Source organism: Mesorhizobium sp. M1406 (genome assembly GCF_040317555.1).
Lineage (GTDB): Bacteria > Pseudomonadota > Alphaproteobacteria > Rhizobiales > Rhizobiaceae > Mesorhizobium.
Map to the genome: position 1 here is coordinate 24,597 of NZ_JAMYKW010000002.1, position 24,891 is coordinate 49,487.

The following is a 24,891-nucleotide window of genomic DNA, read 5'->3' on the forward strand; positions in this document are numbered from 1 at the left end:
TCGGCGCGCTTTCGGCCGCCGAGGTCGGCCAGGTCGTGGTCAAGCTGAAGACCTCAGGCTATCAGGTCGGCTTCCAGGCCGAGGACATCTGGGCGTTCGCCTGAGTTAGCCCCAGCTCGGAAAGCGAACCGTCCAAGGCGCCCGACGTGAACCATTTCACCCTATGGTCGCTCGGCTTTTTGCCAATGTCGCAAACAGGCTTCATTCGCCCTGCCGCTCCGCCCTATAGTCCGCCCGCTTTATCACTTTGGAGTCGCGGACAATGGCAGAGTTTCCGAAAAAGGCGAAGGTCGTCATCGTCGGCCTGGGCGGTATTGTCGGCGCGTCGATCGCCCATCATCTGATCGAACGCGGCTGGGACGATATCGTCGGCATCGACAAATCCGGCATCCCGACCGATATCGGCTCGACGGCGCACGCCTCCGACTTCTGCTACACGACCAGCCACGATTTCCTGTCGTGCTGGACGACGCTCTACTCCATCGATTTCTACGAGAAGATGGGCCACTACGCGCGCATCGGCGGTCTTGAAGTTGCCCGCGTCGGCGACGATGGCCGCATGGAAGAAATCAAGCGCAAGATCGCTTCGGCCAAGGCGTTCGGCACGCGCGCGCGCCTGATCGAACCGGCCGAGATCAAGGAAAAATTTCCCCTCATAGAAGAAGCGATGGTGCAGGGCGGTCTGTGGGATCCCGACGCTGGTCTGGTCATCCCGCGCTCGCAGACCGTCGCCGGCAAGCTGGTCGACCAGGCGGAAGCGTCGGGCAAGTTGAAGTCGTTCGCCAACACGCCCGCCAGGTCGCTCATCGTCAAGGACGGCCGCATATCAGGCGTCGTGACCGATCGCGGCACCATCGAGGCAGACTATGTCGTCGTCTGCGCCGGCATCTGGGGCCGGCTGATCGCCGAAATGGTCGGTGAGGATCTGCCGGTCATGCCGATCGACCATCCGCTGACCTTTTTCGGCCCGTACAACGAGTTTGCCGGCACCGGCAAGGAGATCGGCTGGCCGCTGCTGCGCGACCAGGGCAATTCTGCCTATATGCGCGACACCGGCGACCCCAAGACAGCCGAGGGCGGGCAGATCGAATGGGGCTATTACGAAGAGACCAATCCGCGTCTCTGCCACCCGCGCGATTTGCTGGAGAAGGACCAGGCGCGGCTTTCACCTTCGCAGCGCGATCTCGACATGGAGCAGATCCTGGCGCCGCTCGAGCGCGCGATGGAGTTGACGCCGATCCTCGGCGAACTCGGCTACAATGAAAGCCACTCCTTCAACGGGCTTCTCCAGGTGACGGCCGATGGCGGCCCGTCCATGGGCGAAAGCCAGAAGGTGCGGGGCCTTTGGTATGCCGTCGCCATCTGGGTTAAGGACGGCCCCGGCATGGGCAAGCTGATCGCCGACTGGATGACCGACGGCCGCACCGCGATCGACCATCACGCCATAGACTATGCGCGTTTCTATCCGCACCAGACGAAGGAGCAGTTCATCTGGGATCGCTGCACAGAGACGGCGATGAAGGTCTATAATCCGGCCGTGCATCCGCGCGAACCGTTCTCCAAGGCCCGCAACATCCGGCGCTCGCCGTTCTGGGAGCGCGAGAAGGAACTCGGCGGCTACTTCATGGAACTGGGCGGCTGGGAGCGCGCCCATGGTTATGCCGCCAACGAGCATCTGCTGGAGAAATACGGCAACCGCGTGCCGGTGCGTGAGAACGAGTGGGACAACCGACATTTCTGGCGCGTTTCAAATGCCGAACATCTCGCCATGAGCGAGGATTGCGGCATCGTCAACCTGTCTCACTTTGCCATGTACGACATCGAAGGTCCGGACCATGTCGCGTTGCTGGAATGGCTTTGCGCGGCCAAGATCGGCGGCGACAACAACATCGGCAAGGGCATCTATACCCACTTCCTCGACGAGGAAGGCATGGTGCGCGCCGACTTCACCGTCATCCGCATGGCCGACCGCTGTCGTTTGATCGATGGCGCCGACGCCGGCCCGCGCGACTTCCAGTACATGCGCCGCACCGCGCAGGACAAAGGTTTCGACGTTACCATCACCGATGTGACCGAGAAATACGTCACCATCGGCATCTGGGGACCGAACGCCCGGGCGACCCTGCAGAAAGTTGTCGAGAATCCGGACGGGCTCTCGCATGGGAATTTCCCGTTCGCGGCGATCAAGCCGGTCAGGATCGGCGGCAAGGATGTCACCGCTTTCCGCATCTCCTATGTCGGCGAGCAAGGCTGGGAACTGCACATGCGCTACGAGGATGGCCTGGCCGTCTGGGATGCCCTGCGCTCGACCGGCGTGATGCCGTTCGGTGTCGAGACTTATGCCAACACCCGCCGCATGGAAAAGAGCCTGCGCCTGCAGAACGCCGACCTTTTGACCGAGTACAATCTGCTCGAAGCCGATCTGGCTCGGCCGAAGGTCAAGGAAAACGACTTTTGCGGCAAGGCCAAGCATGTCGAGTACCGCGCCCGCGAGCATCAGCCGGCCATGCTGTGCACGCTTGTGATGACCGAGAACGTCGATTCCAAAGGCGTTGCCCGGTATCCCGTCGGCACGATGCCGGTGATGGATCCGAAGACCGGCGAAACGCTGGTCGACGAACTCGGTCGGCGGTCCTTCACCACCTCGATGGCCTATGGCCCGACCATCGGCAAGAACATCGGTCTCGCCTATTTGCCGTGGGCGTACGCCCAGGAAGGCCGCAAGCTTACCATCGAGTATTTCGGCGAAACCTATCCGGTCGAAGTAGCGGCTGTCGGCTACAAGCCGCTCTACGACCCGGAGAACCTCAAGCCGCGCAGCTGATGCTGCAGGACCGTTAACGAACGCAAAGCCCGGCTATCGGCCGGGCTTTGCTCTTTTTAAACGGGCTGTTTTCGCTTACCCTTGGGGAATGTCTGCTTTTGCCCGCGCAAGACATTTCCTTTCAGGCTGCGCCGCGTTCGCGCTGGTGCTCTTGCTGACGCCAATATCCGCCGCAGATGAGCCGGTCGATGTCGAGCTGGTGCTGGCCGTCGATGTTTCGCTGTCGATGTCGCCGGACGAGCTCGAGATCCAGCGTCATGGCTACGCAGCGGCGCTGACGCACGACAATGTGCTGCAGGCCATTGCCGATGGCGCCCATGGCAAGATCGCGGTCACCTATGTCGAATGGGCCGGCACCAGCTGGCAGCGCGTCATCGTGCCGTGGACTGTGATCGCCAGCCGCGCTGACGCGGAGCGGGTGGTTGCGCAATTATCCGCGCGGCCGCCCAACAGTGCACGGCGCACCTCGATCTCCGGCGCGCTGGAATTCGGCAACGACCTGTTCGCCGAGAGTGGCTACCAGGGGACCAAGCGGGTGATCGACATTTCAGGCGACGGTCCCAACAACCAGGGCGCGCCGGTCAACCTCACCCGCGACGGGCTGGTCAAGCAAGGGATCGTCATCAACGGCCTGCCGCTAATGACCCGAGGCGGCTTCACAGGCGCCTACGATGTCAACAATCTCGATCGCTATTACAGCGACTGCGTAATCGGCGGCCCCGGAGCGTTCATGATCCCGGTCAACGACTGGACGCAGTTTCCCGAAGCCATCCGCCGCAAGCTGGTGCTGGAACTTGCCGGTCCGGCCTCGCAGCAATGGGCGGCGGAAGAAGCCGCGCATCCGCCGGTGGTCTCGGCGCAGGCGGAACCCGTCACCGACTGCCTGGTCGGTGAGAGAATGTGGCGCAACCGCAGCTGGATGTTCGACAGCCGCTAAAGCTCTTTTCAGTTTGAGCATGATCTTTTTCCGAAAACCGGTTCCACTTTTCGGGATCATGCTTCAGGCTTGCCACGCCGGCCGAAGCATTGGCAAATTGGCCGGACCGCGCTATCCAGCCGGAGGGGACCCGCGGTCGAAACGGAGGAAACATAAGATGAAACGTCTAGCCATCCTAACTGCTGTCGCGTCCCTGCTTTTTGCCGACGGCGCCAGCGCCCAATACAACGACGAGCCCGCCTGCATGATGTTCGAGCACGCGAATTTTCGCGGGCGGTCCATCGGTATGGGGTCCGACGATTCCGTGAACTTTCGCGGCGGCCAGTTCTGGAACGACCGTGTCTCGTCTGTGATCGTTCGCCGCGGCTGCACGCTCGTTGCCTATGAGGATTCCCGGATGGGGGGCCGTTCGATCGAGATCCGGCGCAGAATCCGCGATTTCGGCGGCAGCGACTGGAACGACCGCATCTCCTCGGCGGAGTGCTATTGCGACGGCTACTGAAGGCTATTTGGATTTCGGGCAGCCCGCCCCGTTTCGGGGATGGGCCGCCGATAGAGTTGACTACAGCCGCCGGCTCGGCGGTTGCCTCACCAAGCTGTTCATTGACAAGCCGATTGGCGTCTGTGAGACAGTTTCCTCAGCGAAAACAAAAGGGGAACTGACATGACTAGGATCGCCGTTATCGCCGCAACATTGACGCTTGCCGCCGGTTTGTCCGCACCGGCGATGGCCGCCACCTCGGTTACCATCGGCATCAGCGGCTGGACCGGCTTCGCGCCGCTGACACTTGCCAAGCAGGCAGGCATCTTCGAGAAGCACGGTCTGGATGTGACCTTGAAGAAGGTGCCGCAGGCGAGCCGGCCGCTCGCCATCGCCAGCGGCGACCTGCAATGCGCCGCCACCACGGTCGAGACCTGGCTGGTGTGGAACGCCAGCGGGGTTACTACAAAGCAGATATTCCAGCTCGACAAATCCTATGGCGCCGACGGCATCGTCGCGCGCAACGACATCAAGACCGTCGCCGACCTCAAGGGCAAGACTGTCGCGTCCTCGGCGCCGGGCACGTCACCTTATTTCATGCTCGCCTGGGTGCTGAACAAGGCCGGCATGTCGACCAAGGATGTGACCGTCGTCAATCTGGAGCCGGATGCGGCAGCGCAGGCCTTCCTCGCCGGGCAGAACGATGCGGCGGTGACCTATGAGCCGTTCATTTCGGCGGTGCGCGACAAGTCCGACCAGGGCCACATCCTGGCAACCACGCTCGACTACCCGATGGTGCTGGACACGGTCGGCTGTACGCCCGAATTCCTCAAAGCCAATCCGGATGCCGCCAAGGCGCTGGCCGACAGCTATTTCGACGCGCTCGACCTGATCAAGAGTGATCCGCAGAAATCCTATGAGACCATGGGCGCCGACGTGAAGCAGTCGGCCAAGGAGTTCGAGGATTCGGCGAAATACCTGAAATGGGCCGACAGGGCGGAGAACAAGCAGTTCTTCACCAAGGAATTCCAGGATTTTTCCAAGACCGCCGGCGAGCTTCTGCTGCAGATGGGGCTGATCAAGGAAGCGCCCGACGTCGCCACACTGGCCGACACCAGCGCGTTGTCGAACTGACGGTGCTGCCTTTGACCATCATGCGGCGCCGCCTGGCGCCGTCGCCTTCTCATGGACAAGTGACGAAGATGGGGACGATTTGACGATGCGCCCCTTGCATCCAGTCTCGCCGGGCATCCGAACCGTGCTCGGCATTTCCTTCTTCGTGCTGTTCGTCGCCTTCTGGGCGTGGATCACGCTCGGCGGCCACGTCAACCGCATCTTCCTCGCGGATCCGCTGTCGATGCTGAAGGATGGCTGGCGGCTGCTGGTCGAGGACCGTTTCTGGCTCGACATACTGATCACCATCTGGCGGGTTTTCGGCGGCTTCCTGCTGGCGTCGGTCGTCGCGGTGCCGATCGGCATTGCGATGGGCGCCTGGAAGCCGGTGGAGGCGTTTTTGGAGCCGTTCGTCTCCTTCGCCCGCTACCTGCCGGCCTCGGCCTTCATTCCGCTGCTCATCCTGTGGGCCGGCATCGGCGAGCTGGAAAAACTGCTCGTCATCTTCGTCGGCTCGGTGTTCCAGATCGTCCTGATCGTCGCGGTCAAGGTAGGCAGCACAAGACGTGACCTGGTCGAGGCGGCCTATACGCTTGGCTCAACCAACAACGGCATCGTCAAACGGGTGATCATGCCGGCCAATGCGCCCGAGATCGCCGAGACTTTGCGGCTGGTGCTCGGTTGGGCCTGGACCTACGTCATCGTCGCCGAGCTTATCGGCTCGTCCTCCGGAATCGGCTACATGATCATCAACAGCCAGTCGCGGCTGGCGACAGGGCAGATCATCTTCGGCATCATCGTCATCGGGCTGATCGGGCTGTTGTCCGACTTCGCCTTCAAGGCATTCAACCGCTGGCTCTTTCCGTGGAGCCTGGCGTGAGCAAGCTTCTCATCGAGGGCGTCTCGCGCACTTTTGCCGGCGTGAGCGGCGGAGAGCCGGTCAAGGCGTTGATGCCGATCGACCTTGCGGTCGCCGCCAACGACTTCATCACCATCCTCGGGCCATCCGGATGCGGGAAGTCGACATTGCTGCGGATCGTCGCCGGCCTCGAAGCGCCAAGCGAAGGCCGCGTGCTGCTCGACGGCAAGGCGGTGACCCGGCCTGGGCCGGATCGCGGCATGGTTTTCCAATCCTATACGCTGTTTCCCTGGCTGACGGTTGCCGAAAACATCGCCTTCGGCCTGCGCGAACGCGGCATGCTGGAGAAGGAGCGGGATGGGATCGTCGCCTCCTATGTCGACCTTGTCGGGCTGAAGGGGTTCGAGAACCATTGGCCGAAGCAGCTCTCCGGCGGCATGCAGCAGCGCACGGCGATCGCGCGGGCGCTGGCCAACGATCCCGAGATACTCTTGCTGGATGAGCCGTTCGGCGCGCTCGACAACCAGACCCGCGGTCTGATGCAGGAACTGCTGCTCGGCATCTGGGAACGCCGCAAGAAGACGGTGCTGTTCGTCACCCATGACATCGAGGAGGCGATCTTCATGGCCTCGCGCGTAATCGTGATGACGGCGCGGCCCGGCCGCATCAAGTCGGATGTCGCCATCGACCTGCCGCACCCGCGCCACTACACGCTGAAGACCAGCCCGGAATTCTCGGCGCTGAAGGCGCGGCTGACCGAGGATATTCGGGTCGAGGCGATGCGCACGGCGCAGGTGTAGTTCGCCTGGCTCACGCTGGATCGCGATCGGAAAAGATGCTCGGCTCGCTCAACAGGCGTTTCAGGCGTGAAAGGTCACGCGTCGAGGCATCCAGAGCCGCCATAAACGCAGCCCATTTCTTCGCGTCGAGGTGAAAGCTGCGCCGGTCGGCCAGTTTTTCGGATCGGGTCGTTCTCTTACTCACGTGACACCTGATCAGGCCGCCAGCAACTGCTTGCGGTCGACGCGTTCCTGCTGCGGCGAGCGGGCGTAGAGTTCGCGGTAGCATTTCGAGAAATGCGAGGCCGAGACGAAGCCGCAGGCGACCGCCACCTCGACCACCGGCATCGACGACTGGATCAGCAGATGCCGGGCGCGGTCGAGCCGGATTTCGAGATAATAGCGGGCAGGGGAGCGGCCCATCTCGGTGCGGAACAGCCGCTCGATCTGACGGCGCGACAGGTCGACATGGTCGGCGATCTCGATCAGCGACAGCGGCTCTGACAGATTGCCTTCCATCAGTTCGATGATGGTCAGCACTTTCGAGTTCTGGACGCCGAGGCGCGCGCGCAGCGGCAGGCGCTGGCGGTCGGTCGGACTGCGCACGCGGTCGGTCAGCACCTGCTCGCAGACGCGATTGACGAGGTTCTCGTCAAAGTCGTCGCCGATCAGCTTCAGCATCATGTCGAGCGCGGCGGTGCCGCCGGCGCAGGTATAGATGTTCTGGTCGATCTCGAAGAGGTCGGCAAAGACATTGGCCTTCGGGAACGCCTCGGAAAAGCCCGGCAGGTTCTCCCAGTGGATGGCACAGCGCTTGTTGGACAAAAGGCCGGCGGCGGCGAGGATGTGCGCGCCGGTGCACAGGCCGCCGACGGCGACCCCGCGATTGTATTCCTCGCGTAACCAGGCGAAGGCCGACTTGTTATGATAGCGCTCGACATCGATGCCGCTGCAGACGATGGCCATGTTCGGCCGGTCGGGGCCTGCCATCTTCTTGCGCTCATCCTCCAGCGAGGTGTTGACCGCGCATTCGACCCCGTTCGAGGCGCGCACCGGCTTGCCGTCGATGCTGGCGAGACGCCAGCGATAGGCCTCGTAGCCGAGCATGCGGTTGGCCGAGCGCAGGGGATCGAGCGCGGTCGCAAAAGCGATCATGGTGAAATCGGGAACAAGGAAGAATACAAACGATCGCTTGATCGGATGCTTTACGGCGTTCAAGGGAGCCTCACTCAGCCATGGCGCGAACAGGATGTCGCGAATAGCATAGCGACATCAGGAAAAACCATGTCTGTCAATCGGCTACACCGCCCGGACAAGATTAAATTTGCGACATGGGTCGCAAATGGGCAATCGGCGTGCAGCGAGCCCCGGAAGTGGCATCCCGCTGGTCAAAGGACAGGCAGCGTGCGGCCGGCGGCAGAACAAAAACGCCGCTCTGGCTGGAGCCAGGCGGCGTTACAGTTTTAAAGCAGCAGGGATGCGCTGCCTTGAAATCTTCAGGCGACGAAACCGAGGCGCGCCGCGTTCATGGCGCCGGTCTGGCCGGGCATGGTGTTGGCAAGGCGCTGGCGCTCGAGAGCGGTGGTCAGGTTCATTTCGCGGCGGGCGAAGAGGCGTGCAAAAAGCTTCATGATCATCTCCATTTGTTGCTCAGACGGGTCGCCTTCGCTTGATGGAGTGGGGCAGCTCGTTTGCTGGCGCTGATATAGGCTTGTGTAAGCAAAAACTAAATCGCAAATGCGAAGCGCTTGATATGAAATGCGACACCGATTGCGACAAATTTGGGCAAGATGCCCGAAATTTACCATTGTTTACAACGAACTAATTAGAAACAGAAGCTGCTATGCGGCTTTCTCATATGCGTCATGCGCGAGCGACATGGCTCCGAAACTCATTTGAATACAAATAAAATAGAGAAGGCCTGCCGGGCGGTTGCGCGGCAGGCCTTCAGCACATGGTACACACGATCTACTTTGCTCCAGCCCATGATCCGACGCCATTGCGAGTACCGGTCTTGGTGTCGGAAGCTTCAGGCCAGCCGATATCCTTCTGCAGTTCGATCGGCAGGGAGCGGATGGCGCGTTCGGTCTGGTAGCGGGCACGGGCCGCGCTGAATTCGGTCGCGATGCGACCAAGAGACGACAGGATAGACATTTCACTCTCCTTTGGCGGCTGGCGGGTGCCAGACAGCGAGTTGGTTACGTCGGGTCTGTTTCAACTTCATTTCGTGCCGAATGCAGGTCTGTGTCGTGGTGGTCATGGCCGCTCATGGCAGCTACCTGCTTCGATGGAGTTGACTATCTTCTCAATCTGATGTTCAATCAAACGAAATGGAATGATGTTTTGCATCAGAAAAATTGAAGGTCGGTTCCCATGAACGCCCCGCTCAATCATCCACTGCCATTGCTCGATCTCGACGTTTTGCGCACTTTCGTGGCGATTGCCGAGACCGGCAGCTTCACCACTGCCGCCAATGCGGTCTTCCGCACGCCGTCGGCCGTTTCCATGCAGATCAAGAAGCTGGAGGACATCCTTGGCCGCTCGGTGTTCGCGCGCGATGCCCGCTCGGTGTCGCTGACCACGGACGGTGAAATGCTGCTCGGCTATGCCCGCCGGCTGCTGTCGATCAACCGCGAGGTGGTGTCGAAGTTCATCATTCCCGAGATTGTCGGTGTGGTGCGGCTCGGTTCGCCGGACGACTACGGCGAGCGTGTGCTGCCGCATGTGCTGAAGCGCTTCGCGCAGTCGCATCCGTCGATCGCCGTCGACGTCACCATCGACCAGAGCAGCAATCTGCGCCGGCGCATGGACGACCGCGCGCTCGACATCACGCTGCTCACCAATTCCTACAAGACCAGCGCGCTCGGCGCCGAGGTGCTGCTTACAGAGCCGATCGTCTGGGCCGGCGCCAAGGGCGGCTGCGCGCATCTGCGTGAGCCCTTGCCGGTATCGCTGTGGGAAGAGGGCTGCGCCTGGCGCGCCGGAGCGCTTGACGCGCTTGGCCGCGAAGGCCGCAACTACCGCATCGCCTATATGAGCGCGCACACGGCCGGCCAGCGCGCCGCGATCATGTCCGATCTCGCAGTGGCGCCACTGCCGAAGTCGTTCCTCGGCAACGACATGGTCGAACTCTGCCCGAAGGACGGCATGCCCGACATCGGCACCTACAATCTGGCGATGGTGGTGGCACCGGATGCCAGCGCGCCGGTGAAGGCCGTTGCCGACCACATCCGCGCGACCTTCGAAGTGTTCCGGGAAACCGGCAAGTTCTGATCCGCCAGCAGCGCCGGGTCCAAGGAGAAAAGCGCTATTGCGCCGCCTCGGCGGAGGGCGCCTCGAACCTTGTTTCCGTATCTTGCCTGACCGGCAAGCGGCTCTCGCTGAGAAACGCGACGATGTGTTGGCGGGCGCGGCGTGCTTCCGGCATATCGATCAACGGCCAGACGTGGAACATGCCTTCCTCATAGACGACATCGACTTCGATGCCGGCGGCACGCGCTTTCTCGGCGAAGATAAGATTGTCGGGACTGAGCAGGTCGTGCGAGCCGGTCAGGAGCAGCGTTTTCGGCAGCACCGACAGATCGCCATAGACCGGGCTGATATGCCAGTCGCTGCGGTCGATGCCGGCGCTGTACATCCGGATCGCTTCCAAGCCGCCGGGAACGCCGAGCCACGGGTCGTTGCGTTCGGCCTCGAACAGCTTTGGATTGGAGAGCGACATATCGAGGCCCGGTGAAATCAGCACATGCCGCGACGGCGGCGGCAAGCCCTTTTCGGCAGCCATCATGGTCAGCACCACGGCCATATTGCCGCCGGCGGAATCGCCCATGAAGACGATGTCTTCGGCCTCCGTCTCGTCGAGCATCTGACGGTAGACGTCGCCGACCATGCCGAACATGGCATGGAAGTCATGTTCGGGGGCGATGGGATAGATCGGTACCGTGATGCCGTAGCCCAGCCGATCGGCCATGTCGGCAATCAGATGCCAATGATAGGGCGTGATTTCAAAGACATAGGCGCCGCCGTGCAGATACAAAATCCGCTTCTGCGCGCCGGCCCTGGGGGCGATTTCATAGACGGGGAAGCCATCGACCGTATGCATCCCGATGTCGAGACGCTGATGCAATGAGGCAGGCGGCTGGTGGTTCTCGGTCTTGCGCGCGGCAACGATCCAGCGCTGCAGGTTCTCCGGGCTGGCAAACGCCTGCTTGCGGCTGTGCCTGAGGACAAACGACACCACGTGGCTTTTCAAACTTGGCATACACGGATACACGAACTTCGGCTAAAGCCGACTAAGAGAACCCCGCTATCTCCGAAGATCGTGCCGTGGCGGAAAATGTCAAGATTTGCGCTGTGTCTACACGGTGGTGTGATCCGCGCCGCAGTGGTCAGCGGCGCGGCAGAAGTGCGGCACGCAGCCGGTTGCCGGTGGTCGCCGGGGACATGCGATATCCCCGGCGCATGCCAAGCAATTTGCATTTGTCGGCGAAGGTCATCAGCGCGGCGTACCCAGAAGCAGCGAGGTAAGCCCGGCTTGCGGATCGTTCGGTGGCGATGCCGGCCAACCAATGTCCTTCTGGACATGCGCCGGCAGGCTGTTCAGCGCTCGGATCGCCTTGTTCCTGGCGTGGGTCTGCCTGATGGTCACACCGAAGCGACCGAGATTTCCGAACATCGACATTTTCATCTCCCTTGAAGAACGGCAGCGGCCGAGGATTATCTTCGGCCGCCGTTCGATGCCCGGGTAAATGCACCTGCCATGTATCGGATGGATTTCGCGAAAACAGTGTTTCGGTTTCCGGATCTGGCGATCCGGAAACATTTGCATACAAATGAGTTTGGAAGGCGGCGGTCTGGGCGCGTCCGCTTATTCCCGCCCGCGCCGCCGCCCCTCGTGGCCTTCGCGCGAGCGCCGGCGCGGCGCGGCGTCGCCGGCAACGCCATCCTCGCTGACCGTCTTGCGCGGCGGCAGTTTCACCGCCGCGGACAGTTTCGGGAACGGGTCGACCTTGTTGGGCAGCGCCATGGCGTAGACGAAATGCTCCTGGAATTTCGGTTCCAGCGCCGTCTCGATCTTCTCGATCTTGCTGACCGTGTCCTCGATCTCGCGGCGATAGCCGCGATTGAGCAGCGCCATGCGGGCACCGGCGCCGGCGGCGTTGCCGACCGCCGAAACCTTGTCGAGGTCGCAGTCCGGGATCAGGCCCAGCACCATGGCGTATTTCGGATCGATGAAGGAGCCGAAGGCGCCGGCGAAATGGATGCGGTCGACATGGTCGGTGTTCTGCTTTTCCATCAGCAGCTTGGTGCCGGCATAAAGCGCCGCCTTGGCGAGCTGAATGGCGCGGACGTCGGTCTGGGTGATGGTGATCTTCGGCCCATCTTCCTTCAATACGGCGGAGCCTTCCTTCAGCACGTAGGAGAAGGTGCGGCCGTTGGCGGTGACACGCGGCGAGCGGGCCGAAAGTCCCCCGTCGATAACGCCGTCCTCGGAAATGATGCCGGCGAGATACATCTCGGCCACCACTTCGATGATGCCGGAGCCGCAGATGCCGGTGACGCCGGTCGCCTGGACGCTGTCGAGGAAGCCAGGCTCGTCGGACCACAGCTCCGAGCCGATGACGCGATACTTCGGCTCAAGCGTGTCGGGATCGATGCGCACGCGCTCGATGGCGCCGGGTGCTGCGCGCTGGCCGCCGGATATTTCAGCGCCCTCGAAGGCCGGGCCGGTCGGAGAAGAAGCAGCCACGACCCGCGCACGGTTGCCGAGCACGATCTCGGCATTGGTGCCGACATCGACGATCAGCATCATCTCGTCCTGGCGGTGCGGGCCTTCCGACAGCGTGACGGCCGCCGCATCGGCGCCGACGTGGCCGGCTATACAAGGCAGCATGTAGAGCCTGGCGCCCTGGTTTAGCTTCAGGCCGATATCGGATGCCTTGATGTGAACCGCACCCGAAACGGCCAGCGCGAAGGGAGCGCCGCCAAGCTCGGTCGGATCGATGCCGAGGAACAGATGGTGCATGATCGGATTGCCGACGAAGACGGAATCCAGGATGTCGTTGCGCTGCACATTGCCTTCGGCGCAGACCTTGTCGACCAGACCCGAGATCGCCTCACGCACGGCGACCGTCATGCCTTCGCGGCCGTCCGGGTTCATCATCACATAGGAGACACGGCTCATCAGATCCTCGCCGAAGCGGATCTGCGGGTTCGACGTGCCGGACGAAGCGGCGACGCGGCCAGACAGCAGCGACACCAGATGCATGGCGATGGTGGTCGAGCCGATGTCGCAGGCGAGGCCATAGGCTTCGTTCTTGAGGCCGGGCCACAGCGCCACGACACGCGCGGTCTCGCTGTCGGCATCCTTGTAGATGGCGGCGGTGGCGGTCCACTTGCCCTTGCGCAGGATGCCTTGCACCTGCGGCAGCAGATAGAAATCGAAATCGAGGCTTTTCAGGCCCCAGTCGTGCATCAGCGCGATCTTCAGGCGGTCGAGGTCGCCAAGCGGCTTGTGCATGTCGGGTTCTTCGATCTCGACATAGCACATGCGGATCGCTGAATCGCGGGCGATCACCCTGGTATCGGCATCCTTGCGGATGGTCTGCGCATTGATGACGGTGTCCTGCGGCACGTCAATGACGAGGTCGCCGAGGATTTGCGCCGAGCAGGAGAGGCGGCGCCGTTCGGGCAGGCCGCGGACGCGCTCGTAGCGCTCTTCCTTGGCACCCTTGGGCGTGATGTGGTCGTTGGAGGAAACGATCTTGTGCTTGGCGAAATTGCCTTCCTGCACCTCGATCTGGCAGCGTCCGCAGGTGGCGCGTCCGCCGCAGACGCTTTCGACATAGACGCCGAGCTGGCGCGCGGCATCGAGCACGGGCGTGCCGACAGGAAACCGCCCGCGCTTGCCCGACGGCATGAACAGCACGAGCGGGTCGGTGATGTTTGCAGGTGAATTCACGATTGCGCGCTTATCCTCGACCCATACGGGCTTCACGGCCACCACGACGGCGGCCACCGTTGTTGGCGCCTTCGCCCGGCGCATTGACTTGCGTAGGGGCAGCTACCGCCTGGCCGCCTTCGGCCGGCTTGTAGTCCTTGTAGGTCCTGATCCAGTTGGTGCAGTTCTCGTCGGTGCCGTTCAGCACGTTGGCGCCACGCACGGCTTCCATTTCCTGCGGACGCACCGGGTTCATGATGGCTGATGTCATGCCGGCACCGATCACCATCGGGATGAAAGCGGCGTTGATGCCGTGGCGATGCGGCAGGCCGAACGAGATGTTGGACAGGCCGCAGGTAGTGTTGACCTTGAGCTCTTCACGCAGGCGGCGCAGCAGCGCGAACACCTGGCGGCCGGCATCGCCCAGCGCGCCGATCGGCATGACCAGCGGGTCGACGACAACGTCATGCGCCGGAATGCCGAAATCGGCGCAGCGCTGCACGATCTTCTTGGCGACGGCGAACCGAACATCCGGATCCATCGAAATGCCGGTCTCGTCGTTGGAGATGGCGACGACGGGCACATTGTATTTCTTGATCAGCGGCAGGATGGCTTCGAGCTTTTCTTCCTCGCCGGTGACGGAGTTGACCAACGGGCGGCCCTTGGCGACCTTGAGCGCGGCTTCGATCGCGGCGGTGACCGACGAGTCGATCGACAGCGGCAGGTCGACCAGCCCTTGCACGATCTCCAGCGTCTGCACCAAAAGGCCAGGTTCGGTCTCGTTCGGGTTGACCGAGGTGACACCGGCATTGACGTCGAGCATGGTGGCGCCACAGGCTGCCTGCTCGAGCGCGTCCCTGATGACGGTCTCGAAATTGCCCGCGATCATCTCGGCGGCCAGCTTCTTGCGGCCTGTCGGATTGATGCGTTCACCAATCACGCAGAACGGCTGGTCGAAGCCGATGATGATTTCTCGGGTCGCCGAGGCGACGATGGTACGGGTCATGAATTCTTCTCCGCCATGATATAAAGATTTCTTTATATCGTTGTTTGTTTTCGTTCAAGCGAATGGGGGCCTTCCGCGCCGTCAGTGCGCGGTCTTCACCATGTCCACCTGCGTTTCGGTAATGTCGTCGTGCAATATGCTTTCGAGCCGGTCGGCAACCATCTGGTCGTCACGACGGATCTCGCGTTTCCATGGCTGGCGGCCCTTCAGCACGCCCGATTCATCGACGATCTCGGCGACGTATTCCTCCTGCCGGTAGGCCATCACATGGACGCCGGAAACGCCTGATATTTCCTTCACCTCGTTGATGATGTCGATGCAGAGCTGCTTGCCTTCCTTCTTCTGGTCCTGGGCGCCTTCCAGCCGCTTGATGACCGAATCGGGGATATGGATGCCCGGCACGTTGGAGCGGATCCACTTGGCCGTCTTGGCCGAGGCGAGCGGGCCGACGCCAACCAGGATGAAGCATTTTTCGGTGTAACCGAGATCGCGCACCTTCTGCATGTAGGTGCGGAACATCGGCACGTCGAAGCAATACTGGCTCTGCACGAATTGCGCGCCGGCGGCGATCTTCTTGCCCAGCCGATGCGGGCGGAAGTCGATCGGCGGCGCGAACGGGTTGATCGCAGCACCCAGGAAAAGCTGCGGCGGCGTCGTCAGCTTGCGGCCGGACAGGAACTTGCCGTTGTCGCGCATGATGCGGCAGGTCTCGAGCAGCGACATGCAGTCGAGGTCGAACACCGGCTTGGCGCCGGGCTGGTCGCCGGCCTGCACGCCGTCGCCGGTGAGGCACAGCATGTTGGCGACGCCCATAGCGGCACCGCCCAGCACGTCGCCCTGGATGGCGATGCGGTTCTTGTCGCGGCAGGCGATCTGCATGATCGGCGCGTAGCCCATGCGGGTGAGCAGTGCGCAGATGCCGACCGAAGACATGTGGCAGTTGGCGCCCGACGCATCGACGGCGTTGATGGCGTCGACCCACCCGTCGAAGATTTTTGCGCGATTATAGACGTCCTCCGGATCGGCGCTGTCGGGCGGATTGAGCTCCGTCGTCACCGCGAACTCGCCGCGCCGAAGCACGCGCTCCAGTCGGCCGCGCGAGGTGTGGCCGGGCAGGGGCTCGAGCGGCAGGTGGATGCCGGCCGGGTTCTCGTCGCGCTGGCGTCCGATCATGCCGATGCCCCGGTGTTCGCCGCGCCATTCTTGGCGGCAGCGGCGGCTTCGCGCGCGGCGGCGGCCTGCGCGGTCACCCGCAGCCAGGCCGAGGTTTCGCGCAGAGACTGGTCGACCGGCTTCTGTACCGTCAGGATCTTGTCGCCGTGAACCATGTTCTGCGAGCCTTCCCAGGCCTTGACCCAGACGCAGGGCATGTCAGGCTCGACCTCGCAATTGCCGTTGGCGCGGACGCCGCCGCAAGGGCCGTTGCGCAGTTGCTTGGGGCAGTTCATCGGGCACGACATTCCGGTCGACGACAAGATGCACTGCCCGCACATGCGGCAGTCGAACATGAAGCCCTTGACGCGCTTCTCGACGAATTTGATCGGCCCTTCGACGCGGCCGTAGCCAATGCCCTTCCACAGGGGATGGAGGAGCAGGAACATGTCGGCGAATTTGGCGTAGAACCATTCGAGCAATCGCGAATGCCTGATCGACCACAGCCGAACCGCGAAGGAACGCTGCACGCGCCGCTGCGGCGACACGTCGGCCGGCTTGTAGTCGGATTTCGGCGCTGCCTTCTTGACCAAAGTGGCCTGGGTAACCGCCGGGGTGGTGTCAGACATTTTCTTTGCCGCCCGCCTTGACCAGAGCGACCAGCCGCTCGCGGTCGTATTTGGTGTCGATGTCGTTGAACGCCTTCTCGACCTCGGCTTCGAGGTCGTCGCCGACCGGAATGGGATCGGCCTTGCGCCATTCGGCCAGATAATCGTCGGTGCCGCCGGCGCCGGTGCGCATGGCGCACATGTCGATCGCCTCGGTGAAGCGCAGCGGCAGTTCGCGCTTGGCGTTCTGCCGACCCTTCTTGACGATGATCTGGGCAGGGATGTCGCGCCAGTAGACGACGATCAGATCGGCCATGAATTCTCACTCCCGTAGAGCGCCCCGTGTCCACTTGGACGCTCTACCACTTCAATCTGCTGATCGAGCTTTCCGAAGATCGATTCCGTTTTTCGGGCCGATGCAGTTGTCGGAGCATTGCCGGAAGCGCGGTGGGGCCGCTTGTTATGGGACGACGCGCGCGCATTCAAAAGCGACGCATTTGGATGTCGTAAAATGAAAGGTGGGTTTATTCGTTTGCGGCGCGAGCCGGCGGCAGGTTCGACGCGTCGGAAAAGCCGGCGCGCGGCATGCGGATCCGGGAGAAGAGCGCGCTACCAGATGCCGGTTCTGAGGCCAGTCCAGAGGTAGAACCAGATCGTTGGGTGATACCATTGTTGCGACGGCAGGCCCGGGTCGATGGTGGTAAGTTTTCCGGCCAGCGCGTCGCTGACTGCCTCGACGCAGATGTCGCGCGAGAACGCGGCCTGACGAAGCGCGTAACTGGAGATGGTGTCGCCGCGTTTCGGCCGCCCGTGCACCTGTTTCAGCACGCCGCCCGTGTCGACGCCGGCATCGACCAGATGCACGGTGGTGCCGAAATTCTGCGAATCGCCTGAAGTCAGCGCCCAGTAGCCGCCATTCATGCCGCGGTATTTCGGCGTGATGCCGGCGTGATAGTTGAGCACCGGGCACGGCATCCGGGCCAACATGTCCTTCGACAACAGTCTGCAGCCGTTAAGCAGGACAACGCCAGGCCGGATCTTCTCGATTGCCTCGAGGCACTCCGGCCCATTGGCGGAAGCAACATGGATGATTTCCTGGCCTCGCCGCGGCTCGACCTCCAGCTTTTCTTCGGCAATAAGCTGGGCGGCGTGGATGGCGAGAAGCCGTTTGCCGAGTCTGCTGAGCACCATCGTGCCAAGTTGGCCCACGGCGGAGATCCAACCCTGACGGCGAGCCCGACCACGAAGCAATTGCCTTTTGGATTCAGGCGTTTCGAGGACGACGCTGATAGGGCCGACGCGGTCGGCGATCGCATTGACGATCGCCCAGACATGCTGGCCTCCTCCGGTGACGACCACGATCCGCGTACTGGATTCCGATGCTGCCATAGATCTTGCCCCCTCCAAGCAACCCGTTCTCGACAATGGGCGGGATGCTAGGGCGTTCGGGTTAATCCTTGGTGATCAGCTCTTGGATACATGGTCAGCGTTTGAACTCGATGATGTCGAGCTTCGATTCATAGTAGGGCGCCGGGAATTCGATGCGCCATTCCTTGGCGCTGTTGCGGAAGGCATAGCCGATCTGGTCGGTTTGCGGACCACTGCCATAGGGCTTTGCCGGATCGCTGTTGACATAGAAGGAGCCGAGATAGATCGCACGTTTCTCGCCATCGTCGAAGAAGCGCCCCTTGGTGCGCTGCGAGCCGCTGATCTTTTCCAGCCGCCAGCCCGAACCGTCATCGATCACCTTGCACTTGAACCAGCCATAGATGACGAGCGGCAAAGATCCGCCGGCCTTGATGGTGCGGCACTGCCAGTTGCCGGTCAGATCCTTGTCGGAGAAGACCACCAGCGGCTTCGCCAGCAAGGCGTCGAGTTGTCTAACCTCGGCGGGGTCGCCCGCTTTCGCCTCGGCGAGCGCCGCCTTGCGGGTCTCGCCATATTTGTCGAGTCGCGCCTTGTCGGCGGCGGTGATGAGTTTCTGTACCTCGCCATCGGCAAGGGCGGGAAGAGTGCAGCAGAGCAGGCCGACAAGGGCGAACAGCGGGCGAAGTGTCATAGGAGGCCTCCCGGTTGATGTCTGGCGCAGCGCCGGCTGGTGCATAACTTATCGGGTCGCTGGCGCCTGTCATCCGTGCTTAACAGCGTCACGGTCAAAAATCATGGTGTGACGAATGCGAATCTTGCTCACGGGATCGTCGGGTTGGCTGGGCAGCGCGCTGATGCCGCGGCTGCGCGCGCTTGGGCACGATGTCACCGGGCTCGATCCGGTGCCATCGGCGGAAACGCGGATGATCGGCTCGATCGCCGACCGCGACCTTGTCATGCGGACGGTCAGAGACAACCAGATCGAGGCGATCATCCACAGCGGCGCGCTGCACAAGCCCAACATAGAGAGCCGCGCCAACAGCGATTTCGTCGCCACCAATGTGCAAGGCACGCTGAACCTGCTCGACGCGGCGGTGGCGGCCGGCGTGCAGCGCTTCGTCTTCACCTCGACGACCTCGCTGATGATTTCGCAGGCGATACGCGACGGGTTCAGCGGTGGTGCGCGCAAGGCGGCATGGCTGACGGAGGCGATGGCGCCCGAGCCACGCAACATCTATGGCGTCACCAAGCTTTCGGCCGAGCATCTTTGCCGCCTCTATCACATCCAGCACGGGCTGCCGGTGGTCGTGCTGCGCACGGCCCGCTTCTTTCCCGAAGCCGACGACATGGCGCATGCGATCGAACAGTCGGACGCCAACACCAAGGCCAACGAATTGTTGTTTCGCCGGTTGACGGTGGAGGACGCGGCCGATGCCCACATCCTTGCCCTGGAAAAGGCGCCACAGCTCGGCTTTGATATTTTCATCGTATCGGCGCCAACGCCATTTCGACCGGAAGACTGCACTGAGCTAATCGCCGATGCGCCATCCGTCGTCGCGCGCTATTTTCCGGATTTTCCGGCCCTTTACGCGCGAAAAGGCTGGACGATGTTTTCCTCCATCGACCGGGTCTACGATGCGTCGCGGGCGAGGGACAGGCTGGGTTTCGTCTGCAAGACGAGCTTTGCCGATGTGCTAACGGAACTGCGGGCGGCCTAGCCGGTGACGGCGGCGGCCTGCGCCATTCCGGCCGTCAGGTCGCCATAGCCGGTGGCGCGGCGTTCGTAAACGAGACCGAGCATCTTTGCGGCCTTTTCGGCGACCTTGTCGAGATCGGGATCATCGGTCTGGGCGAGATAGATCAGCTTCTCGTAGTTGCCGAAATAGTCCTTGATCAGCTCCGGGTGCTTGTCGAGGCCGAGAGGCTTCATGAAGAAGGCGTCGAACTGCCGGCAGAGGAAGTCGGTCATGTAGAAGGACATCATGTCGTCGTCGGCGATCTTCGCGTAGGCATCCATGCCTTGATAGAAGGCGAAGCAATGCGGGCCGGCCATGCGCTCGACGCCGTGCTTCTCGCAGATGCGGTCGAGCAGGCCGCCGGTGCCGCAATCGGCATAGCCGACGAAGATGTTGGTGTAGCCTTCCGCTCTGGCCTTTTCGATCGCTTTGTCCATGGCCGGGGCGATGCGGTCCGGATAGAAATGGAATTCCGCAGGCAGGCAGGTCAGGTCGAGGTGATCCAGTCCGAGCTGTTCCTTGACGGCCAGAACTTCGCGCGCAATCATCCCACAGGCGATAACGAGCAGCCTGTCGTCTTGATTCGGTTTCGTTTTTTGCGTCTTGGCCATGGAACCAGTCGAGCGGCCTTCGTTGTTGTGGCGCTAATTTATCTGTTGAGGGAGACACCGTTCATGAAACTGCTACGCATCACGCCGATTGCCATCCTGGCTTGCGCCTTGACCCTTGCGGCTTGCGCGAACACCGTCCGTGGCGTCGGCAAGGACGTCAAATCGACGGCCAAGGCAGTCGAGGACACCGTTACCAAGCCCTGATCCACACACAGCCTTCCTCATCATCTGGGGACAAAAAAGCCGCGCTGCAAGGCGCGGCTTTTTTCATGGGGCATTTCGGGCCGGCCGGCTCAGGCCGAAGCGCGAACGTTGTGCTTGCGCTTCATGTAATCCTTGGCGGTCTCGACCGCCACCGCCGCGTCGCGGCAATAGGCATCGGCGCCGACGGCCTTGCCGAATTCCTCGTTCAGCGGCGCGCCGCCGACCAGCACGACATAGTCGTCGCGGATGCCCTTTTCCTTCATCGTATCGATGACGACCTTCATATAGGGCATGGTCGTGGTCAGCAGTGCCGACATGCCGATGATGTCGGGCTGGTGCTGCTCGATGGCATCGAGATATTTCTCGACCGCATTGTTGATGCCGAGGTCGATGACGTCAAAGCCCGCGCCCTCCATCATCATGCCGACGAGGTTCTTGCCGATGTCGTGGATGTCGCCCTTGACGGTGCCGATGACCATCTTGCCCTGCTTGGGCGCGCCGGTGGCGGCGAGCAGCGGACGCAGGATGAACATGCCGGCCTTCATCGCATTGGCCGACAGCAGCACTTCCGGCACGAACAGGATGCCGTCGCGAAAATCCTCGCCGACGATGCGCATACCCTCGACCAGCGCCTCGGTGAGCACCTTGTAAGGCACCCAGCCGCGCTCGAGCAGGATGTTGGTGCCTTCCTCGATTTCTTCCTTCAGCCCGTCATAGAGATCGTCGTGCATCTGCTGCACCAACTCGTCGTCGGAAAGTTCGGAAAGGATGATCTCGTCGTCGGACATTTGTATCGAGCTCCTGCCGGCATCGCGACCATGTCGCAAAGCACAAAATATTCACGGTCATTCCTAACCCGCTAGGGGCATGTATCCATAGCTGATTTGCGACTTCCCGCAAAAGGAAAGCGACCGCAACTCTCTTGGAATTCTTGTCGATTTTGCGACAGGCGTTGGCGCTGGCGGGCCGTTTCGAATAGGGTGCATGGCTACGATCTGGCAAGAAGCGGCGAGAGGCAGCCGCTATGGATTCCAGACAAGAACAGATTCAGGGAAGAACCACCATGAGCGAACACGCGGCAGTCGATCAGGAAGCGTCAAACGCGCGACGTGGGCGCGGCGCCAGCGGCGGAGCCGCTGCCCGGCGGGCAGCACGTTCGGGCGGTGGCCCGGGCACGCAGCTCACCTATATCAAGCGCAAGATCAACGTCTATGAGGTGCTGGATGAGGAAGGCCTGGCGCTGATCGAGAAGAATACCGACACGGTGCTCGAGGAGATCGGCATCATCTTCCGTGATGACGCGGAAGCGCTGCAGCTGTGGAAAGAGGCCGGCGCCGACGTCAAGGGCGAGCGCGTGCACTTTCCGAAGGGGCTCTGCCGTTCGCTGCTCAAGACCGCGCCGTCCGTCTACACCCAGCATGCCCGCAATTCCGAGCGCTCGGTGCAGATCGGCGGCAATGCCACGGTCTTCGCGCCGGTCTACGGTCCGCCCTTCGTGCGCGACCTCGATGGTGTCAGGCGTTACGCGACGATCGAGGATTTCCGGAATTTCGTGAAGCTCGCCTATATGGCGCCGTCGATCCACCATTCGGGCGGCACTGTGTGCGAGCCGGTCGACGTGCCGGTCAACAAGCGCCATCTCGACATGATCTACAGCCACATCAAATATTCCGACAAGCCGTTCATGGGCTCGGTGACCGCGCCGGAGCGCGCCGAAGACACCGTCGCCATGGCCAAGATCGTGTTCGGCGACGATTTCGTCGAAAACAACACGGTGCTGACCAGCCTGATCAACGCCAACTCGCCGATGGTGTTCGACGAGACCATGCTCGGCGCGCTGAAAGTCTATGCGCGCCACAATCAAGCCTGCATCGTCACGCCGTTCATCCTTGCCGGCGCGATGAGCCCGGTGACGGTGGCCGGCACGCTGACGCAGGTTCTGGCCGAGGTGCTGGCCGGTGCATCGTTCACGCAGCTGATCCGGCCGGGCGCGCCGGTGCTGTTCGGCACCTTCGCCTCGTCCATCTCGATGCAGTCGGGCGCGCCGACCTTCGGCACGCCGGAGCCGTCGCTGGTTTCCTATGGCGCGGCACAGCTGGCGCGCCGCCTCGGCCTGCCGTTCCGTACCGGCGGCTCGCTCTGCGCGTCCAAGGTCCCGGATGCTCAGGCGGCCTATGAAAGCGCCAACACGCTGAACTCGACCATCCTGGCCGGCACCAATTTCGTGCTGCATTCGGCCGGCTGGCTCGAGGGCGGGCTGGCGTCCTGCTACGAAAAATTCATGATGGACATCGACCAGCTCGGCATGACGCAGAAATTCTCCGAGGGGGTCGATCTGTCGGAAAACGGCCAGGCGATGGACGCCATCCGCCAGGTCGGTCCGGGCAGCCACTATCTCGGCTGCGACCACACCCAGGCGAATTTCCAGACTGCTTTCTACCGCTCCAACATCGCCGACAACAATTCCTACGAGCAGTGGCTGGCCGAAGGCGAGAAGACCGCGCCGCAGCGCGCCAACGAGCTTGCCCGCCGCTGGCTGGAGAGCTATGAGGCGCCGCATCTCGATCCGAGCATCGACGAGGCCTTGAAGGACTTCATCGCCAAGAAGAAGGGGTCGATGCCCGACGCCTTCACTTGAAAGGAGCCCGAGTCAGGCGGGGCTAAAGTCGCCAACATCATCCACAAGGAAGTCTGGCGGAGCGCGTTCTCCGATCCGGTCAAGAAGGAATGATTGCGCCTGCCTGCAGCGTTGACCGCATCTCTGCGGCGCTTCTCGCCAACGGCCTTGTCCTTCGCGGCGGTTTCAATTTCGCGCCCGGCGAAGCGTCGCCAACTGGATCATCGGGCGCGCCGGCCAGAGCCGTCCTGCTGGTGGGGCAGGCGGGTGCCGCGCCCTGGCCGCATTTCCTGCGCTGGCGGGAAAAGCAACCACGGAGCATCGCCAATCCGCTCGACACGTGGTCGCGCGAAGTGATCGGTGCCGTGGAGGCATTCGGGGCGCGGGCCGTTTCGCCATCGGACAAGCCCTATCTGCCGTTCCAGCAATGGGCGATGCGGGCGGAGGGGCTGAGGCCGTCACCGCTCGGCATCCTCATGCATCCGCGATACGGGCTGTGGCACGCCTATCGCGGTGCACTGCTGTTCGAGGACACGCTTCCGGTTCGCGCCGCCGAGGCAGCGCCTCACCTTTGCGATACCTGTGTCGAGAAACCATGCCTGAAATCTTGCCCAGTCTACGCCTATTCCGCGCAAGGATTTGCCTATCAGGTCTGTCTTGCGCATGTGCGGGGAACGGACGGCGAACCGTGCCGCAGCGGCGGCTGCCTCGATCGAAACGCCTGTCCCTATGGCACAACCTATCGCTATCCGCCGGAGGTCCAGGCGTTTCACATGGCGGCATTCGCGGAACTGTAAACCGACACGCAATCCTGCACGAAATGTTGACCGCCGGGTTCAGGGAACGCCTTGCCGTATCGGTTCGGCCGGATATGTATCGCGCATCTGACGAACGGAGCCGGGCGATGACGAAACAACAGCTTCACATCGAGACCAGGGATGGCGTTGCCAAGGCAGGGCTTTTCCGCTCGGCAAAGGCATCTTCGACCAAGGCCGGCGTCATTCTTTATCAGGACGCTTTCGGTCCGCGGCCGGCGCTCGACAGCATGGCCGAGCGGCTGGCGAATGAAGGTTATACGGTGCTGCTGCCGGACCTGTTCTACCGCAATGCGCCTTACGGGCCGTTCGACGCCAAGACCGCCTTCGTCGAGGAAAAGACCAAGGCGGCGCTGACGGCGCTGGTCAGCGGCACGACGCAGGAGATGACCATCAGCGACAGTGGTGCTTTCCTCGATGCTCTGGCTGCCGAGGGCGTCACCGGACCGGTCGGCACGGTCGGTTATTGCATGGGTGGCGGCCGGGCATTGAATGCCGCCGCGACCTATCCAGACAGGATAAAGGCAGCCGCGAGTTTCCATGGCGGCAATCTGGCCAGCGACGCCGCCGACAGCCCGCACCGCAAGGCAGCGTCCATCCAGGCGCGCGTTTATGTCGGCACTTCCGGTGTCGACAGAAGTTTTCCGCCGGAACAATCGGCGCGGCTGGCCGAGGCGCTCAGGGTTGCGGAAATCGACCACGTCATCGAAAACTATGTCGGTGTGGCGCATGGCTGGTGCGTGCCAGACCACAGCGTTTTCAATGCCGCGGGCGCCGAGCGCCACTGGAAGCGATTGACGACGCTGTTCGCCGAGACACTGATCTAGGGCCGGGATTCACT

27 protein-coding genes are annotated in these 24,891 nt (G+C 62.3%); 12 read left to right on the plus strand and 15 right to left on the minus strand.

What is annotated here, in order from left to right; all coding sequences use genetic code 11:
* Positions 1–262 precede the first annotated feature (262 nt).
* The 6 genes from NKH03_RS02605 (at position 263) to NKH03_RS02630 (ending at position 7,014) form a co-directional block, all read left to right on the plus strand.
* The gene (locus NKH03_RS02605; protein WP_352867459.1) at positions 263–2,824 is read left to right on the plus strand and encodes a GcvT family protein; all 2,562 of its coding nucleotides are present in this window, start codon (positions 263–265) and stop codon (positions 2,822–2,824) included.
* 88 nt (positions 2,825–2,912) lie between these two features.
* Positions 2,913–3,761 carry a DUF1194 domain-containing protein gene (locus NKH03_RS02610; protein ID WP_352967004.1) on the plus strand — a complete coding sequence of 283 codons (849 nt, stop codon included), beginning with the start codon at positions 2,913–2,915 and terminating at the stop codon, positions 3,759–3,761.
* Positions 3,762–3,918: 157 nt separating this feature from the next.
* Positions 3,919–4,263, plus strand: coding sequence for a peptidase inhibitor family I36 protein (locus NKH03_RS02615; protein ID WP_352867463.1), 345 nt, complete (start codon positions 3,919–3,921; stop codon positions 4,261–4,263).
* Positions 4,264–4,425: 162 nt separating this feature from the next.
* Entirely contained in the window at positions 4,426–5,376 is a 951-nt protein-coding gene (locus tag NKH03_RS02620; RefSeq protein WP_352867466.1) for an ABC transporter substrate-binding protein, read from the plus strand.
* Between the two features lie 85 nt (positions 5,377–5,461).
* The gene (locus NKH03_RS02625) at positions 5,462–6,235 is read left to right on the plus strand and encodes an ABC transporter permease (protein WP_352867469.1); all 774 of its coding nucleotides are present in this window, start codon (positions 5,462–5,464) and stop codon (positions 6,233–6,235) included.
* Positions 6,232–7,014 (plus strand): ABC transporter ATP-binding protein, encoded by a 783-nt coding sequence (locus NKH03_RS02630; RefSeq protein WP_352867471.1) that lies wholly within the window; start codon positions 6,232–6,234, stop codon positions 7,012–7,014. The genes NKH03_RS02625 and NKH03_RS02630 overlap by 4 nt, the downstream gene beginning before the upstream one ends.
* 10 nt (positions 7,015–7,024) lie before the next feature.
* Here NKH03_RS02630 and NKH03_RS02635 read toward each other — a convergent pair whose 3' ends face one another.
* The 4 genes from NKH03_RS02635 to NKH03_RS02650 all read right to left on the minus strand — a co-directional run bounded on the left by NKH03_RS02635 (position 7,025) and on the right by NKH03_RS02650 (position 9,147).
* A complete protein-coding gene (locus tag NKH03_RS02635) occupies positions 7,025–7,282 on the minus strand; it encodes a type II toxin -antitoxin system TacA 1-like antitoxin (protein ID WP_352867473.1) in 258 nt (85 codons plus the stop codon).
* Positions 7,210–8,148, minus strand: a complete 939-nt coding sequence (locus tag NKH03_RS02640; protein WP_352867678.1) for a GlxA family transcriptional regulator — start codon at positions 8,146–8,148, stop codon at positions 7,210–7,212. Before NKH03_RS02640 ends, NKH03_RS02635 begins: the two co-directional genes overlap by 73 nt.
* Before the next feature lie 341 nt (positions 8,149–8,489).
* Positions 8,490–8,624 carry a hypothetical protein gene (locus NKH03_RS02645; protein WP_013531161.1) on the minus strand — a complete coding sequence of 45 codons (135 nt, stop codon included), beginning with the start codon at positions 8,622–8,624 and terminating at the stop codon, positions 8,490–8,492.
* A gap of 337 nt (positions 8,625–8,961) precedes the next feature.
* Positions 8,962–9,147 carry a hypothetical protein gene (locus NKH03_RS02650; RefSeq protein WP_032930657.1) on the minus strand — a complete coding sequence of 62 codons (186 nt, stop codon included), beginning with the start codon at positions 9,145–9,147 and terminating at the stop codon, positions 8,962–8,964.
* Positions 9,148–9,366: 219 nt separating this feature from the next.
* Between NKH03_RS02650 and NKH03_RS02655 the strand changes: the two genes are divergently transcribed.
* Entirely contained in the window at positions 9,367–10,266 is a 900-nt protein-coding gene (locus NKH03_RS02655) for a LysR substrate-binding domain-containing protein (RefSeq protein ID WP_013531163.1), read from the plus strand.
* Positions 10,267–10,300: 34 nt separating this feature from the next.
* Here NKH03_RS02655 and NKH03_RS02660 read toward each other — a convergent pair whose 3' ends face one another.
* The 9 genes from NKH03_RS02660 to NKH03_RS02700 form a co-directional block, all read right to left on the minus strand.
* Positions 10,301–11,254, minus strand: a complete 954-nt coding sequence (locus NKH03_RS02660; protein WP_352967005.1) for an alpha/beta hydrolase — start codon at positions 11,252–11,254, stop codon at positions 10,301–10,303.
* 234 nt (positions 11,255–11,488) lie between these two features.
* The gene (locus NKH03_RS02665; protein WP_352867481.1) at positions 11,489–11,674 is read right to left on the minus strand and encodes a hypothetical protein; all 186 of its coding nucleotides are present in this window, start codon (positions 11,672–11,674) and stop codon (positions 11,489–11,491) included.
* A gap of 186 nt (positions 11,675–11,860) precedes the next feature.
* Positions 11,861–13,954: an ASKHA domain-containing protein gene (locus NKH03_RS02670; RefSeq protein ID WP_352967006.1), complete on the minus strand. Its 2,094-nt coding sequence runs from the start codon at positions 13,952–13,954 to the stop codon at positions 11,861–11,863.
* 10 nt (positions 13,955–13,964) lie between these two features.
* Positions 13,965–14,939 (minus strand): methyltetrahydrofolate cobalamin methyltransferase, encoded by a 975-nt coding sequence (locus tag NKH03_RS02675; RefSeq protein ID WP_352867486.1) that lies wholly within the window; start codon positions 14,937–14,939, stop codon positions 13,965–13,967.
* 81 nt (positions 14,940–15,020) lie between these two features.
* Complete coding sequence (locus tag NKH03_RS02680; protein ID WP_352867487.1) at positions 15,021–16,112, minus strand: methylenetetrahydrofolate reductase; 1,092 nt, start codon at positions 16,110–16,112, stop codon at positions 15,021–15,023.
* Positions 16,109–16,720: a methylenetetrahydrofolate reductase C-terminal domain-containing protein gene (locus tag NKH03_RS02685; protein ID WP_352867490.1), complete on the minus strand. Its 612-nt coding sequence runs from the start codon at positions 16,718–16,720 to the stop codon at positions 16,109–16,111. The genes NKH03_RS02680 and NKH03_RS02685 overlap by 4 nt, the downstream gene beginning before the upstream one ends.
* The gene (locus NKH03_RS02690; RefSeq protein WP_027034742.1) at positions 16,713–17,015 is read right to left on the minus strand and encodes a virulence factor; all 303 of its coding nucleotides are present in this window, start codon (positions 17,013–17,015) and stop codon (positions 16,713–16,715) included. The genes NKH03_RS02685 and NKH03_RS02690 overlap by 8 nt, the downstream gene beginning before the upstream one ends.
* Before the next feature lie 293 nt (positions 17,016–17,308).
* On the minus strand, positions 17,309–18,088 hold the full coding sequence (locus NKH03_RS02695) for a formyl transferase (RefSeq protein WP_352967007.1): 780 nt from the start codon (positions 18,086–18,088) through the stop codon (positions 17,309–17,311).
* Between the two features lie 94 nt (positions 18,089–18,182).
* Positions 18,183–18,758, minus strand: coding sequence for a DUF4893 domain-containing protein (locus tag NKH03_RS02700; protein ID WP_352967008.1), 576 nt, complete (start codon positions 18,756–18,758; stop codon positions 18,183–18,185).
* A gap of 115 nt (positions 18,759–18,873) precedes the next feature.
* Here NKH03_RS02700 and NKH03_RS02705 point away from each other — a divergent pair, with 115 nt between their 5' ends.
* Complete coding sequence (locus NKH03_RS02705; RefSeq protein ID WP_352967009.1) at positions 18,874–19,785, plus strand: NAD-dependent epimerase/dehydratase family protein; 912 nt, start codon at positions 18,874–18,876, stop codon at positions 19,783–19,785.
* Here NKH03_RS02705 and NKH03_RS02710 read toward each other — a convergent pair.
* A complete protein-coding gene (locus NKH03_RS02710; protein WP_352867499.1) occupies positions 19,782–20,414 on the minus strand; it encodes a DUF1638 domain-containing protein in 633 nt (210 codons plus the stop codon). The two genes, NKH03_RS02705 and NKH03_RS02710, sit on opposite strands and share 4 nt — an antisense overlap.
* Before the next feature lie 63 nt (positions 20,415–20,477).
* Here NKH03_RS02710 and NKH03_RS34980 point away from each other — a divergent pair, with 63 nt between their 5' ends.
* Entirely contained in the window at positions 20,478–20,618 is a 141-nt protein-coding gene (locus NKH03_RS34980) for an EncA/B family entericidin (RefSeq protein WP_502910928.1), read from the plus strand.
* 89 nt (positions 20,619–20,707) lie between these two features.
* Here the strand turns inward: NKH03_RS34980 and NKH03_RS02720 are convergent, their stop codons facing one another.
* Complete coding sequence (locus tag NKH03_RS02720) at positions 20,708–21,406, minus strand: cobalamin B12-binding domain-containing protein (RefSeq protein ID WP_126069400.1); 699 nt, start codon at positions 21,404–21,406, stop codon at positions 20,708–20,710.
* A gap of 275 nt (positions 21,407–21,681) precedes the next feature.
* Between NKH03_RS02720 and NKH03_RS02725 the strand changes: the two genes are divergently transcribed.
* The 3 genes from NKH03_RS02725 to NKH03_RS02735 all read left to right on the plus strand — a co-directional run bounded on the left by NKH03_RS02725 (position 21,682) and on the right by NKH03_RS02735 (position 24,877).
* Complete coding sequence (locus NKH03_RS02725; protein ID WP_352967010.1) at positions 21,682–23,256, plus strand: trimethylamine methyltransferase family protein; 1,575 nt, start codon at positions 21,682–21,684, stop codon at positions 23,254–23,256.
* 89 nt (positions 23,257–23,345) lie between these two features.
* Positions 23,346–24,032, plus strand: coding sequence for a hypothetical protein (locus NKH03_RS02730; RefSeq protein WP_352967012.1), 687 nt, complete (start codon positions 23,346–23,348; stop codon positions 24,030–24,032).
* 107 nt (positions 24,033–24,139) lie between these two features.
* The gene (locus NKH03_RS02735) at positions 24,140–24,877 is read left to right on the plus strand and encodes a dienelactone hydrolase family protein (protein WP_352967014.1); all 738 of its coding nucleotides are present in this window, start codon (positions 24,140–24,142) and stop codon (positions 24,875–24,877) included.
* Positions 24,878–24,891 lie beyond the last annotated feature (14 nt).

What these genes read in the sequence shown, in the direction of transcription:
- NKH03_RS02615 (WP_352867463.1), top strand. Translation starts at nt 3,919, where the DNA reads ATGAAACGTCTAGCCATCCTAACTGCTGTCGCGTCCCTGCTTTTTGCC.
- NKH03_RS02635 (WP_352867473.1), bottom strand. Translation starts at nt 7,282, where the DNA reads ATGCTACCGCGAACTCTACGCCCGCTCGCCGCAGCAGGAACGCGTCGA.
- NKH03_RS02665 (WP_352867481.1), bottom strand. Translation starts at nt 11,674, where the DNA reads ATGTCGATGTTCGGAAATCTCGGTCGCTTCGGTGTGACCATCAGGCAG.
- NKH03_RS02720 (WP_126069400.1), bottom strand. Translation starts at nt 21,406, where the DNA reads ATGTCCGACGACGAGATCATCCTTTCCGAACTTTCCGACGACGAGTTG.
- NKH03_RS02735 (WP_352967014.1), top strand. Translation starts at nt 24,140, where the DNA reads ATGACGAAACAACAGCTTCACATCGAGACCAGGGATGGCGTTGCCAAG.
- NKH03_RS02610 (WP_352967004.1), top strand. Translation starts at nt 2,913, where the DNA reads ATGTCTGCTTTTGCCCGCGCAAGACATTTCCTTTCAGGCTGCGCCGCG.
- NKH03_RS02705 (WP_352967009.1), top strand. Translation starts at nt 18,874, where the DNA reads ATGCGAATCTTGCTCACGGGATCGTCGGGTTGGCTGGGCAGCGCGCTG.
- NKH03_RS02650 (WP_032930657.1), bottom strand. Translation starts at nt 9,147, where the DNA reads ATGTCTATCCTGTCGTCTCTTGGTCGCATCGCGACCGAATTCAGCGCG.
- NKH03_RS02605 (WP_352867459.1), top strand. Translation starts at nt 263, where the DNA reads ATGGCAGAGTTTCCGAAAAAGGCGAAGGTCGTCATCGTCGGCCTGGGC.
- NKH03_RS02660 (WP_352967005.1), bottom strand. Translation starts at nt 11,254, where the DNA reads ATGCCAAGTTTGAAAAGCCACGTGGTGTCGTTTGTCCTCAGGCACAGC.
- NKH03_RS02640 (WP_352867678.1), bottom strand. Translation starts at nt 8,148, where the DNA reads ATGATCGCTTTTGCGACCGCGCTCGATCCCCTGCGCTCGGCCAACCGC.
- NKH03_RS02695 (WP_352967007.1), bottom strand. Translation starts at nt 18,088, where the DNA reads ATGGCAGCATCGGAATCCAGTACGCGGATCGTGGTCGTCACCGGAGGA.
- NKH03_RS02625 (WP_352867469.1), top strand. Translation starts at nt 5,462, where the DNA reads ATGCGCCCCTTGCATCCAGTCTCGCCGGGCATCCGAACCGTGCTCGGC.
- NKH03_RS02680 (WP_352867487.1), bottom strand. Translation starts at nt 16,112, where the DNA reads ATGATCGGACGCCAGCGCGACGAGAACCCGGCCGGCATCCACCTGCCG.
- NKH03_RS02725 (WP_352967010.1), top strand. Translation starts at nt 21,682, where the DNA reads ATGAGCGAACACGCGGCAGTCGATCAGGAAGCGTCAAACGCGCGACGT.
- NKH03_RS02730 (WP_352967012.1), top strand. Translation starts at nt 23,346, where the DNA reads ATGATTGCGCCTGCCTGCAGCGTTGACCGCATCTCTGCGGCGCTTCTC.
- NKH03_RS02675 (WP_352867486.1), bottom strand. Translation starts at nt 14,939, where the DNA reads ATGACCCGTACCATCGTCGCCTCGGCGACCCGAGAAATCATCATCGGC.
- NKH03_RS02685 (WP_352867490.1), bottom strand. Translation starts at nt 16,720, where the DNA reads ATGTCTGACACCACCCCGGCGGTTACCCAGGCCACTTTGGTCAAGAAG.
- NKH03_RS02710 (WP_352867499.1), bottom strand. Translation starts at nt 20,414, where the DNA reads ATGGCCAAGACGCAAAAAACGAAACCGAATCAAGACGACAGGCTGCTC.
- NKH03_RS02655 (WP_013531163.1), top strand. Translation starts at nt 9,367, where the DNA reads ATGAACGCCCCGCTCAATCATCCACTGCCATTGCTCGATCTCGACGTT.
- NKH03_RS02700 (WP_352967008.1), bottom strand. Translation starts at nt 18,758, where the DNA reads ATGACACTTCGCCCGCTGTTCGCCCTTGTCGGCCTGCTCTGCTGCACT.
- NKH03_RS34980 (WP_502910928.1), top strand. Translation starts at nt 20,478, where the DNA reads ATGAAACTGCTACGCATCACGCCGATTGCCATCCTGGCTTGCGCCTTG.
- NKH03_RS02690 (WP_027034742.1), bottom strand. Translation starts at nt 17,015, where the DNA reads ATGGCCGATCTGATCGTCGTCTACTGGCGCGACATCCCTGCCCAGATC.
- NKH03_RS02620 (WP_352867466.1), top strand. Translation starts at nt 4,426, where the DNA reads ATGACTAGGATCGCCGTTATCGCCGCAACATTGACGCTTGCCGCCGGT.
- NKH03_RS02645 (WP_013531161.1), bottom strand. Translation starts at nt 8,624, where the DNA reads ATGAAGCTTTTTGCACGCCTCTTCGCCCGCCGCGAAATGAACCTGACC.